At 68.9% G+C, this 17784-nt stretch carries 19 protein-coding genes; 10 read left to right on the top strand and 9 right to left on the bottom strand.

Features of this window, described 5'->3' with window-relative positions; all coding sequences use genetic code 11:
• Window positions 1-16: 16 nt before the first annotated feature.
• The 3 genes from OHS59_RS22720 to OHS59_RS22710 form a co-directional block, all read right to left on the bottom strand.
• Entirely contained in the window at window positions 17-1048 is a 1032-nt protein-coding gene (locus OHS59_RS22720; RefSeq protein ID WP_189771406.1) for an alanine racemase, read from the bottom strand.
• A gap of 75 nt (window positions 1049-1123) precedes the next feature.
• Complete coding sequence (femX, locus tag OHS59_RS22715; RefSeq protein ID WP_328495237.1) at window positions 1124-2245, bottom strand: peptidoglycan bridge formation glycyltransferase FemX; 1122 nt, start codon at window positions 2243-2245, stop codon at window positions 1124-1126.
• Between the two features lie 238 nt (window positions 2246-2483).
• Window positions 2484-2798 (bottom strand): hypothetical protein, encoded by a 315-nt coding sequence (locus tag OHS59_RS22710; protein WP_328495236.1) that lies wholly within the window; start codon window positions 2796-2798, stop codon window positions 2484-2486.
• 275 nt (window positions 2799-3073) lie between these two features.
• Between OHS59_RS22710 and rpsF the strand changes: the two genes are divergently transcribed.
• The 4 genes from rpsF to rplI all read left to right on the top strand — a co-directional run bounded on the left by rpsF (window position 3074) and on the right by rplI (window position 4825).
• The gene (rpsF, locus tag OHS59_RS22705) at window positions 3074-3364 is read left to right on the top strand and encodes a 30S ribosomal protein S6 (protein WP_328495235.1); all 291 of its coding nucleotides are present in this window, start codon (window positions 3074-3076) and stop codon (window positions 3362-3364) included.
• Between the two features lie 72 nt (window positions 3365-3436).
• Window positions 3437-4063 (top strand): single-stranded DNA-binding protein, encoded by a 627-nt coding sequence (locus OHS59_RS22700; protein WP_328495234.1) that lies wholly within the window; start codon window positions 3437-3439, stop codon window positions 4061-4063.
• Between the two features lie 60 nt (window positions 4064-4123).
• Entirely contained in the window at window positions 4124-4360 is a 237-nt protein-coding gene (gene rpsR, locus OHS59_RS22695) for a 30S ribosomal protein S18 (protein ID WP_003949403.1), read from the top strand.
• Window positions 4361-4378: 18 nt separating this feature from the next.
• Entirely contained in the window at window positions 4379-4825 is a 447-nt protein-coding gene (gene rplI, locus OHS59_RS22690) for a 50S ribosomal protein L9 (RefSeq protein WP_328495233.1), read from the top strand.
• A gap of 202 nt (window positions 4826-5027) precedes the next feature.
• Here the strand turns inward: rplI and OHS59_RS22685 are convergent, their stop codons facing one another.
• A complete protein-coding gene (locus OHS59_RS22685; RefSeq protein ID WP_328495232.1) occupies window positions 5028-6365 on the bottom strand; it encodes an MATE family efflux transporter in 1338 nt (445 codons plus the stop codon).
• A gap of 459 nt (window positions 6366-6824) precedes the next feature.
• On the opposite strand from OHS59_RS22685, the gene dnaB reads away from it, so the two are divergent.
• A complete protein-coding gene (dnaB, locus tag OHS59_RS22680; protein ID WP_328495231.1) occupies window positions 6825-8306 on the top strand; it encodes a replicative DNA helicase in 1482 nt (493 codons plus the stop codon).
• A 73-nt stretch (window positions 8307-8379) separates the two neighbouring features.
• Window positions 8380-9768 carry a serine hydrolase domain-containing protein gene (locus OHS59_RS22675; protein WP_328495230.1) on the top strand — a complete coding sequence of 463 codons (1389 nt, stop codon included), beginning with the start codon at window positions 8380-8382 and terminating at the stop codon, window positions 9766-9768.
• 118 nt (window positions 9769-9886) lie between these two features.
• On the opposite strand, the gene OHS59_RS22670 is transcribed toward OHS59_RS22675, so the two are convergent.
• Together OHS59_RS22670 and OHS59_RS22665 are read right to left on the bottom strand one after the other, a co-directional pair.
• A complete protein-coding gene (locus OHS59_RS22670; protein ID WP_328495229.1) occupies window positions 9887-10339 on the bottom strand; it encodes a GNAT family N-acetyltransferase in 453 nt (150 codons plus the stop codon).
• 60 nt (window positions 10340-10399) lie between these two features.
• A complete protein-coding gene (locus tag OHS59_RS22665; RefSeq protein WP_328495228.1) occupies window positions 10400-10864 on the bottom strand; it encodes a MarR family winged helix-turn-helix transcriptional regulator in 465 nt (154 codons plus the stop codon).
• 139 nt (window positions 10865-11003) lie between these two features.
• On the opposite strand from OHS59_RS22665, the gene OHS59_RS22660 reads away from it, so the two are divergent.
• Together OHS59_RS22660 and OHS59_RS22655 are read left to right on the top strand one after the other, a co-directional pair.
• Window positions 11004-12239: an MFS transporter gene (locus OHS59_RS22660; protein ID WP_328495227.1), complete on the top strand. Its 1236-nt coding sequence runs from the start codon at window positions 11004-11006 to the stop codon at window positions 12237-12239.
• 70 nt (window positions 12240-12309) lie between these two features.
• The gene (locus OHS59_RS22655; RefSeq protein ID WP_328495226.1) at window positions 12310-12729 is read left to right on the top strand and encodes a GlcG/HbpS family heme-binding protein; all 420 of its coding nucleotides are present in this window, start codon (window positions 12310-12312) and stop codon (window positions 12727-12729) included.
• A 76-nt stretch (window positions 12730-12805) separates the two neighbouring features.
• Here the strand turns inward: OHS59_RS22655 and OHS59_RS22650 are convergent, their stop codons facing one another.
• Both OHS59_RS22650 and OHS59_RS22645 read right to left on the bottom strand, forming a co-directional pair.
• Entirely contained in the window at window positions 12806-13672 is an 867-nt protein-coding gene (locus tag OHS59_RS22650) for a GNAT family N-acetyltransferase (protein ID WP_328495225.1), read from the bottom strand.
• Between the two features lie 5 nt (window positions 13673-13677).
• Window positions 13678-14214: a DUF2269 domain-containing protein gene (locus OHS59_RS22645; RefSeq protein WP_328495224.1), complete on the bottom strand. Its 537-nt coding sequence runs from the start codon at window positions 14212-14214 to the stop codon at window positions 13678-13680.
• A 76-nt stretch (window positions 14215-14290) separates the two neighbouring features.
• Between OHS59_RS22645 and OHS59_RS22640 the strand changes: the two genes are divergently transcribed.
• The gene (locus OHS59_RS22640) at window positions 14291-14923 is read left to right on the top strand and encodes an HAD family hydrolase (RefSeq protein WP_328495223.1); all 633 of its coding nucleotides are present in this window, start codon (window positions 14291-14293) and stop codon (window positions 14921-14923) included.
• 418 nt (window positions 14924-15341) lie between these two features.
• Window positions 15342-17168, top strand: coding sequence for a globin domain-containing protein (locus OHS59_RS22635; RefSeq protein ID WP_328495222.1), 1827 nt, complete (start codon window positions 15342-15344; stop codon window positions 17166-17168).
• 68 nt (window positions 17169-17236) lie between these two features.
• On the opposite strand, the gene OHS59_RS22630 is transcribed toward OHS59_RS22635, so the two are convergent.
• On the bottom strand, window positions 17237-17719 hold the full coding sequence (locus OHS59_RS22630; RefSeq protein ID WP_328495221.1) for an NUDIX hydrolase: 483 nt from the start codon (window positions 17717-17719) through the stop codon (window positions 17237-17239).
• Between the last annotated feature and the right edge of the window lie 65 nt (window positions 17720-17784).

The raw sequence follows: 17784 nt of genomic DNA, 5'->3' as shown, positions 1-17784 counted from the left end.
GCGAGGCGCGGCGCGGTCAGCGCTCGACGACGCGGTCGAACTGCGTGGTGGTGTGCCGCAGATGGGCCACCAGTTCCTCGCCGACCTTCGGCTCGGGGGCGTCCGAGGGCACGAAGAGGATCGAGACCTGCATGTGCGGGGGCTCCGCGAACCAGCGCTGCTTGCCGCCCCAGACGAACGGCGAGAGGTTCCGGTTGACCGTGGCGAGGCCGGCCCGGGCGACGCCCTTGGCGCGGGGCATGACGCCGTGCAGGGCCTTGGGGGCCTCCAGACCCACACCGTGCGACGTACCGCCCGCGACGACGACCAGCCAGCCGTCCGAGGCGACCTTCTGCTGCCGGTAGCCGAAACGGTCGCCCTTGGCGACGGGCGAGACGTCCAGCACGGCTCCGCGGTACTCGGTCGCGTCGTGGTCCCCCAGCCAGAGCCGCGTGCCGATACGGGCCCGGAACCGGGTCTGCGGGAACTGCTGCTGCAGCCGGGCGAGCTCGTCGGCCTTGAGGTGGCTGACGAACATGGTGTGCAGCGGCAGGCGGGCCGCGCGCAGCCGGTCCATCCAGCCGATGACCTCCTCGACGGCGTCCGAGCCGTCGGTACGGTCCAGGGGCAGGTGGATCGCGAAGCCCTCCAGGCGCACGTTCTCTATGGCGGCGTGCAGCTGGGGCAGGTCACGCTCGCTCACCCCGTGCCGCTTCATGGAGGACATGACCTCGATGACGACACGGGCGCCCACGAGGCCGTAGACCCCGTCGACCGAAGAGACGGACCGGATGACACGGTCGGGCAGCGGTACGGGCTCCTCGCCCCGCCTGAACGGCGTCAGCACCAGAAGGTCGCCGCCGAACCAGTCCTTGATCCGTGCCGCCTCGTAGGTCGTGCCGACGGCCAGGACGTCCGAGCCCAGGCGGGTGGCCTCGTCGGCGAGCCGCTCATGGCCGAAGCCGTAGCCGTTGCCCTTGCAGACGGGGACGAGTCCCGGGAACTGCTCGGACACGTGCTTGTGGTGCGCCCGCCAGCGTGCGGTGTCGACGTAGAGCGTGAGCGCCATGGCCGGACCTGGAACCTTTCTCGTGGCAGCGGTGTAGCAGCGTATGTCGGTGGTACGAGGACGAATTCTGGTGCGTCAGCGGCGCGACATGTAGATGTCGAGAGCCTTGTGGAGCAGTTTGTTGAGCGGGAAGTCCCACTCACCGAGGTATTCGGCGGCCTGCCCGCCTGTACCCACTTTGAACTGGATGAGGCCGAAAAGGTGATCGGTCTCGTCCAGCGAGTCGGAGATGCCACGCAGGTCGTAGACGGTGGCGCCGAGCGCGTAGGCGTCACGCAGCATCCGCCACTGCATCGCGTTCGAGGGCCGGACCTCGCGCCCGATGTTGTCGGAGGCGCCGTAGGAGTACCAGACGTGCCCGCCCACCACCAGCATCGTCGCGGCGGACAGGTTCACACCCTCGTGCCGGGCGAAGTACAGCCGCATGCGGTTGGGGTCCTCGGTGTTGAGAGCCGTCCACATCCGCTGGAAGTACGCGAGCGGTCGGGGCCGGAAGTGATCGCGCAGCGCCGTGATCTCGTACAGGCGCTGCCACTCCTCCAGGTCCTGGTAGCCGCCCTGGACGACCTCGACACCGGCCTTCTCGGCCTTCTTGATGTTGCGCCGCCAGAGCTGGTTGAAGCCCTTGTGGACATCCTCAAGCGACCGGTTGGCCAGCGGCACCTGGTAGACGTACCTGGGCTGTACGTCGCCGAAGCCCGCCCCGCCGTCCTCGCCCTGCTGCCAGCCCATGCGCCGCAGCTTGTCGGCGACCTCGAAGGCGCGCGGCTCGATGAAGTCGGCCTCGATGTCGCGCAGGCGCTTCACGTCCGGGTCCTGGATGCCCCTCTTGATCGAAGTGGCCTCCCAGCGCCGGATGATCACCGGCGGGCCCATCTTCACGGAGAAGGCACCCTGCTGCTTGAGGTGCGCGAGCATCGGATCCAGCCACTCGGTCAGATTCGGCGCGAACCAGTTGATGACCGGGCCCTCGGGCAGATAGGCGAGATAACGCTTGATCTTGGGCAGCTGGCGGTACAGCACCAGGCCCGCACCGACGATCTCGCCGGACCTGTCGTCGAACCATCCGAGGCTCTCGGAGCGCCACTCCGCCTTGACATCCGCCCAGGCGGGGACCTGCATGTGGCTGGCCGCGGGCAGGCTCTGGATGTACGCCAGATGCTGCTCGCGGCTGATGGTCCTCAGGGTCAGGCTCATTGTGGGGCGCTCCTCGGCTGGTGTGTCCCCATGGGTACAGGGGCTCCGGCTCTCGCGCCGAAGCCTACTGCGCCCTGCGAGCGCCCCGTCTGGCCGTATGCATCCCGGGCCCGGCCGATACGGGGCCGGGACGCACCGAGGTGTGGTCGGTGGGCCGGCCGGGACGCACCGAGGAGTGGTGGGCGGACCGGCCGGGAGCCGGGAGAGCCGGCCCGGGACAGCCGACTCCCGGCCGCCGTCAGCCGATGACACCGCCGAAGAGGCCGCCGTGTGCCATACCGAGGAAGAAGCCCACGGCGGCGGCACCCAGGCCGAGGACCAACCCGAACCGCTCCCGGGTCGTCTCGGAGACGAACTGGCCGTACGCGCCGGTGATGATGCCGATGAGCCCCGCCCACGAACTGAGCAGATGGAGGCTGTGGAACATCGCGGAGACGAAGGCCGTCACTCCGAGGACCAGTGTCACGGCGAGCAGCGTGTCCTGGAGCGGATGGGGCTTGTGGTCGGTGGCGAAGAGGGAACCGACGGTGTTGGGTCGCAATGTCTGTGCCATGAGGCACCTCCTGCGGAAGGTGGCGCATCGTAGCGCCATACACACCCGATGGGTACAGACTGACGGTCACCGGGCCCGGATTTCAACCGGAAGCCGGTCAGCGGGTAGTCTGTACCGTCTGCACCGGTGTCTGCCCAGGCCACGGCATGGACCCTCGCTCAGTTCGCTGATCGGCGGTCCGATTGTCAGTGGCTGCCGATACCGTTGCGAACGCATCACAACCCTCCTGCCACGGAACGACCGTGGCCGCTGAGTCCAAAGGAGGTGGGTTACACATGCGTCACTACGAAGTGATGGTCATCCTCGACCCCGAGCTCGAAGAGCGTGCCGTATCGCCGCTGATCGAGAACTTCCTCTCCGTCGTCCGTGAGGCGAACGGAAAGGTCGAGAAGGTCGACACCTGGGGCCGTCGTCGTCTCGCGTACGAGATCAAGAAGAAGCCCGAGGGCATCTACTCGGTCATCGACCTGCAGGCCGAGCCTGCGGTCGTGAAGGAACTCGACCGCCAGATGAACCTGAACGAGTCGGTCCTTCGGACCAAGGTCCTCCGTCCCGAGACCCACTGAACCTCCCAGTTCATTGGTGCTTGAGATCCGAGTAGCAGCACACCCGCAGCAAAACCGCCGAGAGGTTCCTCCATGGCAGGCGAGACCGTCATCACCGTCGTCGGAAACCTGACCGATGATCCCGAGCTGCGCTTCACCCCGTCCGGCGCGGCCGTCGCGAACTTCACGATCGCGTCGACGCCTCGAACGTTCGACCGCCAGACCAACGAGTGGAAGGACGGCGACGCGCTGTTCCTCCGTGCGTCGATCTGGCGTCAGGCCGCGGAGCACGTCGCCGAGTCGCTGACGCGGGGTATGCGCGTCGTCGCTCAGGGACGACTGCGGCAGCGTTCGTACGAGACCCAGCAGGGTGAGAAGCGGACCGTCGTGGAGCTTGAGGTCGACGAGATCGGCCCCTCGCTGCGCTATGCCACTGCCAAGGTCGCCAAGGCCCCCGGTGGTGGTGGTCGTGGCGGAGGCCAGGGTGGTGGCGGCGGCTTCGGGGGCGGCCAGCAGGGTGGCGGCGGCTGGAGTGGAAACTCCGGCGGCGGTCAGCCGCAGGGCGGCGGCGGTGCTCCCGCCGACGACCCGTGGGCGACCGGCGCTCCTGCCGGCGGCAACCAGGCCGGTGGCGGCGGCGGTGGCTGGGGTGGAAACTCCGGCAGCTCCGGCAGCTCCGGCGGTTCCGGTGGCGGCTACTCGGACGAGCCCCCCTTCTAGGCCCAGGGCCGATGAGGGTGGGTCGTACCCACACTTCTTGATCAAACAGGAGAGACACACATGGCGAAGCCGCCTGTGCGCAAGCCTAAGAAGAAGGTCTGCGCATTCTGCAAGGACAAGGTCACGTACGTGGACTACAAGGACACGAACATGCTGCGGAAGTTCATTTCCGACCGCGGCAAGATCCGTGCCCGCCGCGTGACCGGCAACTGCACTCAGCACCAGCGTGACGTCGCCACGGCAGTGAAGAACAGCCGTGAGATGGCGCTGCTGCCCTACACCTCCACCGCGCGATAAGGGAAGGGTGACCGAAACATGAAGATCATCCTCACCCACGAGGTCTCCGGCCTCGGTGCCGCGGGCGACGTCGTCGACGTCAAGGACGGTTACGCTCGCAACTACCTGATCCCGCGGAGCTTTGCCATCCGCTGGACCAAGGGTGGCGAGAAGGACGTCGAGCAGATCCGTCGTGCTCGCAAGATCCACGAGATCGCGACGATCGAGCAGGCCAACGAGATCAAGGCGCGCCTTGAGGGCGTCAAGGTCCGCCTGGCCGTCCGCTCCGGCGACGCCGGCCGTCTCTTCGGCTCCGTCACCCCGGCCGACGTCGCTTCGGCGATCAAGGCTTCCGGTGGCCCCGAGGTCGACAAGCGCCGCATCGAGCTGGGCGCGCCGATCAAGACGCTGGGCGCCCACGAGACGTCCGTGCGTCTGCACCCCGAGGTGGCCGCCAAGGTCAACATCGAGGTTGTCGCAGCCTGATCGCTGCGCTCGGCAGAGCTGAGAGAAGGGCCGCACCCCGCGTGGGTGCGGCCCTTCTTGCTGCGCTCGGTGTGCTGGGCCGACGGCTCGTTCCGTGTTGGCCGGCAGTCCCGTTTCACGTGAAACAGAGTGGCGTGCGTGGCTCTGTTTCACGTGAAACACGGTCGGCCCTGTCCTGTTTCACGTGAAACACGGACGCCGGTCAGCGCGTGGCGCCCGTGACGATCCAGCGGCCGGAGCGGGTGCGCAGCCACAGGGTCAGCATGCGCACGGTCATCATGAGGGTCATCGCGGCCCAGACAGCGGTCAGGCCGCCGCCGAGGGTGGGTATGAGCAGCGCCACCGGAGCGAAGACCGCCAGGACGAGCACCATGGCGCGTGCGAGATACGGGCCGTCTCCCGCGCCCATCAGTACGCCGTCCAGGACGTAGACGATGCCGCAGATCGGCTGGGAGAGCGCCACCATGAGCAGAGCGGGCAGCGCGATGTCGTGGACGGCGGAGTCGCTGGTGAACAGCGGGAGGAAGAGGGGACGGCCGGCGATCACCAGGCCGCCGAGTACGACACCGACGGCGATGCCCCACTCCACCATCCGACGGCAGGCTTCACGGGCCCCCTGAGTGTCGCCCGCGCCGAGATAGCGCCCGATGATGGCCTGTCCCGCGATGGCGATGGCGTCGAGCGCGAAGGCGAGCAGGCTCCACAGGGACAGGATGATCTGGTGGGCCGCGATGTCGGCGTCTCCGAGGCCAGCGGCGACGGCGGTTGCGATCATCAGGATCGCGCGCAGGGAGAGGGTACGGACGAGCAGTGGTGCACCGGCCTGGGCGCAGGCGCGTATCCCGGCAGCATCCGGCCGCAGGGAGGCGCCGTGCTTGCGGGCGCCGCGGACCACCACGAAGAGGTAGGCCGCGGCCATTCCGAACTGGGCGATGACGGTGCCCCAGGCGGAGCCGGCGATGCCGAGGTCCGCGCCGTAGACGAGGCCCACGTTCAGGGCGGCGTTGGCGACGAAGCCGGCGATGGCGACGTAGAGGGGTGTCCTCGTGTTCTGCAGACCGCGCAGCACCCCGGTGGCGGCGAGGACGACGAGCATCGCGGGGATGCCGAGCGCCGAGATACGCAGATACGTGATGGCGTAGGGCGCGGCGGTGTCCGAGGTTCCGAAGAGTTCCACCAGGGCGGGTGCGGTGGGCAGGAAGACGGCGATGACGGCGGCGCCGAGCAGCAGGGCGAGCCAGATACCGTCCATGCCCTGGCGGATGGCGGCCTGGAGGTCGCCTGCCCCGACCCGGCGGGCGACGGCGGCCGTGGTGGCGTAGGCGAGGAAGACGAAGATGCTGACGGCTGTGGTGAGGAGAGCGGAGGCGACTCCGAGGCCGGCGAGTTGAGCGGTGCCGAGATGGCCGACGATGGCGGTGTCGGCCATGAGGAAAAGAGGCTCGGCGATGAGCGCGCCGAAGGCCGGAACGGCCAGCGCGACGATCTCACGATCGTGCCGTCGCCGGGTGGCCCGGGGGGACGCGGGAGCCTGTGTCATGCGCATCAATCTAATCTTCCACAGGTAAGAGATGCAACTATTGACTGACCCTTACTGGCAAACTCGTGCGACGTACCACCACGCGCCATTCGCGTCGATCTTGGACCGAGTCGGAAAGTTTTTCTTCTGCACAGCCGGTGGACGGGATACGTGCAGGTCAGGGCTGGTGTGGAAAAGAAGCTGAGTGCTTGTTCACAGGCCTGTCCACCGGGTCGTGCACAGGTTTTGCGGAGTTCTCCACAGCATCGGGGCCGTCGTCCACATGGCCTGTGGATAACCAGATTGGCTGACGGTGCCCGCGGGCCTACCGTGGTGCGGCACCCTCTCCCTCCTCCGTCCTCGGAAACCTCGCAAAACCGACGCGTCAGAACCGGAGTTGGGCGTCTCATTTGTCAGTGTCGTGCCGTAGGAATGAAGGGCACGGCGAGGTCCGCTCGGCGGACGGGAGGAGGTGGCCCGGTGAGTATTTCCGAGCCCTTGGACGACCCGTGGGCCGACAGCGGTCCCAGTGACCGTCTGCCCGCCTCCCGACAGCGCCGCGACGGTGGCGGCAGAGGCCGGGAGGACCAGCACGACCGCGGTTCGGACAGCGGTGGCTGGGACGGCGCGGGTTCGTCCTTCGAGCGGGTGCCGCCCCAGGACCTGGACGCCGAGCAGTCCGTCCTCGGCGGCATGCTGCTCTCGAAGGACGCCATCGCCGATGTCGTCGAGGTGCTGAAGGGCCACGACTTCTACCGGCCCGCGCACGAGACCGTCTACGGCGCGATTCTCGACCTCTACGCCAAGGGCGAGCCGGCCGACCCGATCACGGTCGCCGCCGAGCTCACCAAGCGCGGCGAGATCACCAAGGTCGGCGGCGCGTCGTATCTGCACACCCTCGTCCAGACGGTCCCGACGGCGGCCAACGCCGAGTACTACGCGGAGATCGTCCACGAGCGTGCGGTCCTGCGCCGCCTGGTCGAGGCCGGTACGCGCATCACGCAGATGGGATACGCGGCCGACGGCGACGTGGACGAGATCGTCAACAGCGCCCAGGCCGAGATCTACGCGGTCACCGAGCAGCGCACGACCGAGGACTATCTGCCGCTCGGCGACATCATGGAGGGCGCGCTCGACGAGATCGAGGCGATCGGTTCGCGGTCGGGGGAGATGACCGGTGTGCCGACCGGCTTCACCGACCTGGACCAGCTCACGAACGGTCTGCACCCCGGCCAGATGATCATCATCGCGGCTCGTCCCGCCATGGGTAAGTCGACGCTGGCGCTGGACTTCGCCCGAGCCTGCTCGATCAAGCACAACATGCCGAGCGTGATCTTCTCGCTCGAAATGGGCCGCAACGAGATCGCCATGCGTCTGCTGTCCGCCGAGGCGCGTGTGGCCCTGCACCACATGCGTTCCGGCACGATGACCGACGAGGACTGGACCCGGCTCGCCCGCCGGATGCCGGACGTCTCGGCCGCTCCCCTCTACATCGACGACTCCCCGAACCTCTCGATGATGGAGATCCGGGCCAAGTGCCGCCGCCTCAAACAGCGTGCCGACCTGAAGCTCGTCATCATCGACTATCTGCAGCTGATGCAGTCGGGCGGCAAGGGGCGCTCCGAGAGCAGGCAGCAGGAAGTCTCGGACATGTCGCGAAACCTGAAGCTGCTGGCCAAGGAGCTGGAGCTGCCCGTCATCGCGCTGTCCCAGCTGAACCGTGGTCCCGAGCAGCGCACGGACAAGAAGCCGATGGTCTCCGACCTCCGTGAATCCGGTTCCATCGAGCAGGACGCGGACATGGTGATCCTGTTGCACCGCGAGGACGCCTACGAGAAGGAGTCGCCGCGCGCGGGCGAGGCGGACATCATCGTGGGCAAGCACCGAAACGGCCCGACGGCCACCATCACGGTCGCCTTCCAGGGCCACTACTCCCGCTTCGTGGACATGGCACAGACCTGATCCCTCCCCAGGAACGACCGGGGTGGGGACAAATGCGCTCGACGCGGGACGTCGGGGCAGGTGGACTGGGGCCATGACGACGACACCTGCGGAAGAGCTGCTGCCCGCCACGCGCCGGGCCCTGTTGCACAGAATCGCCACTGCCCAGGCGGGAGGGCGGGCGCCGTCGTTGGTCGCCGCGGTGGTGCGGGGCGGGGAGACCGTGTGGCACGGGTCCCGCACCTCGGTGGACGGGCACGGACCCGACGAGAACGTGCAGTACCGCATCGGTTCGATCACCAAGACGTTCACCGCCGTCCTCGTCCTGAGGCTGCGGGACGAGGGCGTGCTCGACCTGGGCGATCCGTTGGAGAAGCACCTTCCGGGCACCGGCGCGGGGGAGGCGACGATCGCCGAACTCCTCGCGCACACGGGCGGGTTGGCAGCCGAGTCGCCCGGCCCCTGGTGGGAGCGCACTCCCGGGTCGCTGCGCCCCGAACTCGCCGACGTCCTGGGCGAGCAGCCGCACCGGCATCCGGTCGGCCGGCGGTTCCACTACTCGAACCCCGGCTACACCTTGCTGGGCGCGCTGGTGGAGGAGCTGCGGGGCGCCCCGTGGGAGGAGGTCCTGCGGAGCGAGGTGCTCGAACCGCTGGGACTGCACCGGACGGGTGGACAGCCGCAGGCGCCTCACGCGGGCGGCTGGGCCGTGCATCCCTGGGCGGACGTCATGCTTCCCGAGCCGATCGAGGACCTGGGGCGGATGGCACCGGCCGGTCAGCTCTGGTCGACCAGCGGCGACCTGGCGCGCTTCGCCGTCTTCCTCGCCCGGGGCGACGACCGGGTGCTGAGCGCGGAGTCCGTACGGGAGATGCGTACACCCGCCGCGCCGGCCGAACCGGAAGAGGTGGCGGCCGGTGCCGCGTACGGGCTCGGTATGCAGGTTCAGCATCGGAACGGCCGGACTCTGGTGGGGCACGGCGGTTCCCTGCCGGGCTTTCTCGCCGGGCTCATGATCAGCGTCGAGGACGACCTGGCCGCCGTGGTGCTCGCGAACTGCACCTCGGGTCCGCCGGTGTCTACGGTCGCCGCCGACCTCGTACACATCGTCGCGGAGGCCGAGCCGCGGATTCCCGAGCCGTGGCGGCCGCTTCCCGAAGTCGACCGGGGCGTACTGGAGTTGGCCGGGCCGTGGTACTGGGGGACGCACGCTTTCGCGCTGCGTCTCACGTCCGACGGGGACGTGACGCTCGGACCCCTGGCGGGCAACGGCCGGCGCTCGCGTTTTCGGGCCGAGGCCGACGGAACCTGGACCGGGCTCGACGGCTACTACGCCGGCGAGCCGCTACGGGCCGTTGAGGGCCCTGACGGGTCGGTGAGCCACCTGGACCTCGGCTCGTTCGTGTTCACGCGGCAGCCGTACGGTGAGGGCGCTCCCGTCCCGGGTGGAGTGGACCCCGAGGGGTGGCGCGGGATCAAGTAGGCGCCTTCCTGGACGCGCCGCAGGGAGTGGGATGACGAGGGGCGTTCTGGTTTCACGTGAAACCAGAACGCCCCTCGTCATGTGATGAGCCATGGATCCGGCGCCGGCTGGGCGGGTCTCAGAGCTGCAGCTTGAACCCGACGTGCGACGCCGTGAAGCCGAGACGCTCGTAGAACCGGTGGGCATCGGTCCTGGTGGCGTCGGAGGTCAGCTGCACCAACTGGCAGCCTTCGCGCCGGGAACGGTCCACGGCCCACTCGATGAAGCGGGTGCCCAGACCGCTGCCTCGCTCGTCGGCATGGACCCGAACGCCTTCGATGATCGATCGGGTCGCTCCCTTGCGGGACAGTCCGGGAACGATCGTGAGCTGGAGTGTTCCGACGACCCGGCCCTCCCGCACCGCGACGACCACGTGCTGGTTCGGATCACCACTGAGGCGTTCCAGCGCGGTCAGATACGGGGTCAGGTCGTCCGGTGACTCGCGCCGCGAGCCCAGCGGGTCGTCGGCGAGCATCGCGACGATGGCGGGGATGTCCTCGGCGGCCGCGGGTCGTATCTCAAGATCTCCCATGGCGGCAGCCTATGCACTGTGCTGAACGCGAGCGGCACAGCGCATTCACGGCGGATCTGCCTACGCGGGCGTGGGCAGGCTCGCCGACTCCACGACGCGGACCAGCGGGGCCAGCTCGGGGCTCCTGGCCGCTTCGTCCAGCGCCTCGCGCAGGGCCGCGTCGTTGGTGGGCCGGGCCTCTTCCAGAAGCTTGAGCCCTGCCTCACTGACGTTCGTGTAGATGCCACGGCGGTCGGTCGGGCACAGGTAGCGCGAGAGCAGGCCGCGGTCCTCCAGCCGGGTCACCAGGCGGGTGGTGGCGCTCTGGCTGAGGACGACCGCGTCGGCGACCTGCTTCATCTGCAGATGGCCGCCGTCGCCGTCGTGCTGGCGGCTGAGGACGTCGAGGAGTGAGTACTCACGCACGCTCAGGCCGTGCCCGGTCTGCAGGGCCCGTTCGATGTGCGCCTCGATCCTCCCGTGCAGCAGAGAGAGAGCACACCAGCCCTGGGCGAGAGCGGTGAGCGCGGGGTCCGTCGCTGTCATGGCAATTTCTCCGTCCCGGAGTGGCTGACACCAGGATAGGACACGTCCGCAATATCCTGCGCTTGCACTTAACCCGCGTCTGCAACTATTGTGAACGCACGTAAAGCGCTCCTGCAATCTTCTGGGAAGGTCGTCCCCCATGCCTCTCGCGCTTCTGGCCCTCGCGATCGGGGCCTTCGGAATCGGAACCACCGAGTTCGTGATCATGGGCTTGCTGCCCGAGGTCGCCGGCGACTTCGGTGTCTCCATCCCCACCGCGGGTTTCCTCGTGACCGGCTACGCGCTCGGAGTCATGTTCGGCGCGCCCCTCATGACCGCGCTCGGCACGAAGGTGTCCCGCAAGCGGATGCTGATGCTGCTGATGGGACTGTTCATCGTCGGCAACCTGATCTCCGCGATCGCCCCCACGTTCACCGTCATGCTGATCGGACGCGTGATCGCCTCCCTCGCGCACGGTGCCTTCTTCGGTATCGGCGCGGTCGTCGCCGCCGACCTGGTCGCGCCGGACAAGAAGGCCGGCGCCATCGCGATGATGTTCACCGGCCTGACCGTCGCCAACGTCGTCGGCGTACCGCTGGGCACCCTCATCGGGCAGTCGGCCGGCTGGCGTGTGACCTTCACGGCCGTCGCCGCACTGGGCGTCCTCGGCCTGGCCGGCATCGCCAGGCTGGTGCCCGACATGCCCAAGCCGGAAGGCGTACGGCTGCGTCACGAACTGGCCGCCTTCAAGAACGTCCAGGTCCTGCTCGCCATGGCGATGACCGTGCTCGGCTTCGGCGGAGTCTTCGCGGCGATCACCTACATCGCGCCGATGATGACGAACGTCACCGGCTACGCCGACGGCTCCGTCACCTGGCTGCTCGTCCTCTTCGGCCTCGGCATGGTCGGCGGCAACCTCGTCGGCGGCAGGTTCGCCGACCGCGCCCTGATGCCCATGCTGTACGTGTCACTGGGCGCCCTCGCGGTCGTACTCGCCCTGTTCACCCTCACCGCGCACAACAAGATCGCGGCGGCCGTGACCATCGCGCTGATCGGCGCTCTCGGGTTCGCCACCGTTCCGCCGCTGCAGAAGCGGGTGCTCGACCAGGCGCACGGCGCCCCGACACTCGCCTCCGCCGTGAACATCGGTGCCTTCAACCTCGGCAACGCCCTGTCGGCCTGGCTCGGCGGCGTCGTGATCGCGGCCGGCATGGGTTACACCGCCCCCAACTGGGTCGGCGCGGTCCTGGCCGCCGCCGCCCTGCTGCTCGCCGTCCTCTCGGCCGCGCTGGAGCGCCGTGCGGACGCGGCCGACCCGGCCGACCCGGCTGCCCCGGTCGCCGCGAAGGCGGAGCAGGCGCAGGCCGTGCAGCAGCAGGCCGTCGTCCACAACTGAGCGTCGGCCGTCATCCCCCACACCGCTTCAAAGTCCCCCACACGCACCGACTCGCAAGGAGAAACCCCTCATGAGCACCACCACCGTCACCCCGCTGACCACCCAGGACGCCGAGGCCCTCATCACGGCCGCCCGTGAGGCCGCGGAAGCCGCGGGCGTCACGGTCAGCGTCACGGTCCTCGACGCGGGCGGCCACCTGCTCGCCTTCCGGCGGGACGACCGAGCGGTCCTGATCTCGGGTGAGACCAGCACCCGTAAGGCCTATACGGCACTGCAGCTCGGCGCCCCCACCGCGGACCTCGTCGAAGCCGTCCAGCCCGGAGGGCTCTTCCACACCCTGCCGACCGCGCTCGACCGCCCGCTGCTGTTCATCGCCGGCGGTGTACCGGTCCACCGTGACGGCCGCCTGATCGGCGCGATCGGAGTCGGTGGCGGTGCACCGGAGCAGGACCACGGCTTCGCCACCACCGCGGTGAAGGCCCTCGCCTAGGAGGACCGGCGCCCGGAGCGTTCTGGAACAGCGCACTTCCTGCCCGGACCCGGGCAGGAAGTGCGCTGTCGGTGTTTCAGCCTGCGGCCACGGTCAGGGGAGCGAACCGCCGCGTCCAGTCGCCGGGCAACTCCCCGATGCCGTACGTCATGACCGCGTTGAAAGCCAGGGAGGCGAGCCCGCGCTCCTTCACCCATGCCAGCAGTTCCTCATGCCGTACATCGATGTCCGTGCGCAGGGGGAGGTCGGTACGGGCGGCAAGCGAGGCGATCAGGGCCTTTGCCGTCTCGGTGTCCCGAGCGATCAGCGGACCCACGACATGGTTGTCCATATTGGGCCAGGCGGCCGCGTACCCGATGATCCGGCCGTCCTCCTCGGCGACGCGCAGCTGGTCGGAGAAGGCGGGCAGCCGCGTGATCATGTGTGTCCGGTCCGCGCCGAAGACCTCTTCGTCGAGGCGGAGGATCGCGACGAGATCCTCGGCCGTGGCGGAGCGCGTGGCGACCTCGGGCTCCGGGCCGAGAGGGCTGAAGCGGCCACGGACCATCTCGGCACGTCCGATGGTCTTGAAGCCCAGTTCCTCGTACAGAGGGCGTCCGTACGGCGTGGCGTGCAGGGTCACCGGGGTGGTTCCCAGCTCGGCCACGACATGGCGCATGAGGCGGCGTCCGATGCCCTGACGGGCGTACCGGTCGGCGACCAGCACCATGCCGATCGCTGTCAGATCCGGCTGTTCCCGCGGCCCGTAGGCGGTCAGGACGCATGCGGTGACGAGGCCACCGCCGGGGTCGTCGATGCCGTACCCCGTGCCGGCCGCGAGCAGCAGACCCCACTTGTGTTCCTCGCGGGGCCAGCCCCGGTTCTCGGCGAGGTCGGCGCAGGCGGCGAGGTCGCGCGGCGTCAGACGGCGGATGGGCAGAGCGGCGGGGGAAGGAGTCGGCACGCAGGTCAGGCTGTCCGACGGGTGGCTGCCACGTCCACCGGTTTGCGGGCGGACGTACGGATCCTTTGCCCGCGCCGGGTCAGCCCCCAGGGCTTGAGTACCGAGATCACCGTCATGAAGAGATACGCGGACAGCGAGACGATCGGCCCGAACAGGATGTCACCGGGATCGGGCAGTGAACCGCCGTCCGACACCGCGGCGACCGCGGCGCCGACCCCGGGGCGCAGGGCGAAGACGGTGGCTGTGGTCGTGGCCAGCGTCAGCCAGAACTTGGTGTAGACCCACCGGTGCCTCGCCAGCCCCCACGGCGTTCCCAGGGACAGCACCATGCCGGTGAGGAGCGTGAGAAACGCCAGGGGGAGCAGGAGCCAGTCGGTGAAGGTCTTCATGGCACGGACAGAGGCTTCCACGGTCACCGCGGACCCGGTGGTGGTCGCGGTGATCCCCAGTGCGAGCAGCCCGAGCGTGAGCCCCAGCCAGCACGCGGATGCGGCTACATGGACGACGAGGTTGGCCCGGCGTGCGGGACGGCTTAGTTTCACGTGAAACACCGTGCCGGGCGCGAGCGATCGAGGCGTCTGACAGCGGGAGTAAGCCCGCGTACTAACCTCGGCGTACATGGCGAGACTTCATCTCTTCGATCTGGACGGAACGCTGCTGCACGGCTCGTCGGCGCCCGTGGAGATTTCCCGGCAGCTCGGACTGGAAGCCGAGGCCGTGGCGCTCGACGAGGCGATCGGCGCGGGACTCATAGGCCCGCCGGAGTACGCGGCGCAGGTGCGTGCCCTCTGGACGGACCTCACGGAGGCCCATGTGGCGGCGGCCTTCGCGAGCGCGCCGTGGTTGTCGGGCATCGAGGACGTCTGGGCGCGGATCAGAGAGAGCGGTGACTACTGCGCCGTCGTCTCGCTCTCGCCCTCGTTCTTCGTGGAGAGGCTGACTCTGTGGGGCGCGCACGCTGCGTACGGCTCACGCTTTCCGGCGGTGCCGTTCACCGAGCCCGTGAATCCGGCGGGGCTCCTCAGCGCGGCGGCCAAGGTTCTGATCGCGGACCGGCTGTGTGAAGAGTTCGGGGTGAAGCGGACTGACTGCGTCGCATACGGAGACTCGATGTCCGACAGGGACTTGTTCAGGGTGGTCCCGGTGTCCGTCGCGGTCAACGCGGACCGGCATCTGGAGGGTCTGGCCACCTACTCCTATGTGGGGCGGGATCTGAGGGATGCCTATGAACTGGTGTGTCCCGACCGGTAGTTGAACGAATTGGTGAGACGTCCACCACGCAATTCCTGACGTAAGGAAGCGGGGACTTGTGTGTCGGACCGCGGCCGGTATGGTCGACTCCGGTTCGTGTCCGACAGGATGTCCGCACATCTTGCCGGGGCGATCACAGGGCAATGCAGCCTAACGGGACAGAAAGATCGAAGAACCGCATTTCCGGTTATGCGACCGGGCTGTTGGTACTGGTGGGATGCTGAGATGGCTGTAGTGCGGCCAATGTCACATTCTCGGCCTGCTTGTCCGCAGCTGTGTGGTGACGCGGTTCAATATGGCCGCATTGGCCTACCAGAACGGAACGGGGCGAAGTAAGCAGTCTGCGGGGGGAAAGCAGGCATCTTCCGAATGAGGAGGTGCGCAGACCGACCGAAAGATGTTCGAGGCGAGGCACAGCATGGACGCTCCGACCACCACGTCGGCCGACAACGGCACTTCAGGGGGTGGCGGCGGAGGCGGCTGGTTCACACCGCACACGCCACCGGAGCCGCCCGCGGGCGGCGAGCAGGGGGCGACCGAGGGGCGGCGCCTGGCCGCGTTGCGACCCGTCGGCAGGTCCGCGGCGGGAGAGGGCGGCCCGACACGACGGCGAATACCCCCGAACGCGGGGCCCGGATCGGACACCGGTCGAGCCGACGCCGATCCAGCCGTTGCCGACCAAGCCGTTGCCGACCAGGCTGACGCCGATCGGGCCGACGTCGGTTACAGCCCTGTGAGCGGCCGTCACGCGGGCTCCACGGACGGCAGCTCGCTCGACGACGGCTCTTCTCATGAGAGGCCCACCGGCTCCGGACCCCCGTCCGTCGGCGTCCGCGGCGAGGGTGCCGCCCGCGCCGACTCGTCCGCGCCCCCGGTGGCGACGCGCGAGGCGATGCCCTCGGCCGTGGCGCACAACAGGCCCCCCGCTCCGCCGAAGCCCGACCACAAATTTCCCGTCCCCGGTCAGCGGCCCCCTGGCATCTCCGCCCCCGCGGCAGCCGCCCCCACAGCGACCGCGCGCGCGGCAGCCGCACCCACGGCGGTATCTGCCCCCACGGCGTTCTCCGCCCCGGCTTCCGCGTCCGCCCCGCCACAGGCCCCGGCACCCGCGCCCGCCCCCGCTAAGCCCGCCTCCCCGGACGCCGTTCTCATCCGCCGCACGATGGCCGAGGTGGGGCCTGTCGCCGACAAGGTCACCTCGTACTTCTACGCGCTGCTCTTCGTGCGCCATCCCGACCTGCGCCCCCTGTTCCCGGCCGCGATGGACACCCAGCGGGACCGTTTGCTCAAGGCCCTGCTGACGGCGGCCGAGCACATCGACAACACCGAGATCCTGGTCTCGTATCTGCAGAACCTCGGCCGCGGTCACCGCAAGTACGGCACGCGCCCCGAGCACTACCCCGCCGTCGGGGAGTGCCTCCTGGGCGCGCTCAGCCGGTTCGCCGAGGCGGCCTGGGACAGGGAGACGGAGGCGGCCTGGGTCAGGGCGTACACGAAGATCTCCCAGGTCATGATCGACGCCGCGGCCGTGGACGAACTGCGCGCGCCGGCCTGGTGGTACGCCGAGGTGATCTCGCACGACCTGAGGACCCCGGACGTCGCAGTCGTCACGGTCCGCCCCGACCAGCCGTACCCCTTCCTCGCCGGGCAGTACGCGAGCCTGGAGACCCCTTGGTGGCCCCGCGTCTGGCGGCACTACTCCTTCGCCTCCGCGCCCCGGTCGGACGGGCTGCTGTCGTTCCACGTGAAGGCGGTTCCGGCGGGTTGGGTCTCCAGCGCGCTGGTGCACCGGGCCCGCCCCGGCGACATCGTCAGACTGGGCCCGCCCGCGGGCTCGATGACCGTCGACCACACCACCGACAGCGGACTGCTCTGCCTGGGCGGCGGCACCGGCATCGCGCCGATCAAGGCACTGGTCGAGGACGTGGCTGAGTACGGGCAGAGGCGCCCGGTCGAGGTGTTCTACGGCGCCCGAACCGATCACGACCTGTACGACATCGACACCATGCTCCGGCTCCAGCAGAGCCACTCATGGCTCTCGGTGCGTCCCATCGTCGATCAGCAGGCGCATCTCCAGCTCCCCGACGCGGTACGCGAATACGGTCCGTGGAACGAGTACGACGCCTACCTCTCAGGCCCGCCCGGCATGATCCGCAACGGTGTGGACGCGCTCCGGGACATCGGTGTCCCGTCGGAGCGGATCCGTCACGACGCGGTGGAGGACCTGGTCGCGGCACGGGACTGACGCCCCCTCGCGGAAAGGGCCTGACGCCGGAGCGGGCCCGGCCCGGCCCGGCCCGCAGCAGAGGGCCGTCAGCCCAGGTCGGGTGCCTGCATCGCCCGTACGCCCTCGATGTTCCCGTCGAGATAGTGCCGCAGCGACAGCGGTACGAGGTGGACGGAAGCGATGCCCACCCGGGTGAAGGGGATCCGGACGATCTCGTAGTCGCCGCAGGGCTCGTCGATCTCGGGGCCGTGGCGGAGCGCGGGGTCCATGGATTCCAGGCGGCAGACGAAGAAGTGCTGCACCTTCACTCCGGTCGAGCTGCTGTCCTCGCCGATGTGCTCGACGGTGTCGACGAAGCAGGGCACGACATCGGTGACCTTGGCGCCGAGCTCCTCGTCCACTTCACGATGGAGTGCTTCGACGACGGTCGTGTCCTCCGGCTCGACCCCGCCGCCGGGCGTCAGCCAGTAGGGATCGACGCCGGGCTTGGTCCGCTTGATCAGGATCAAGTCGTCGCCGTCCAGCAGGACGGCTCGGGCGGTGCGCTTGACCACGGGTCGATCGGTCATGGGAGGAATGTGGCCCGGTTGGTTCCACGTGAAACATCGTCGTCCCGACCAGGCGAAGCATCTGC

It is taken from the genome of Streptomyces sp. NBC_00414, from assembly GCF_036038375.1.
GTDB lineage: Bacteria > Actinomycetota > Actinomycetes > Streptomycetales > Streptomycetaceae > Streptomyces.
Note: the sequence above shows the minus strand (reverse complement) of the source record. Positions and strands in the feature narration are given on the sequence as shown.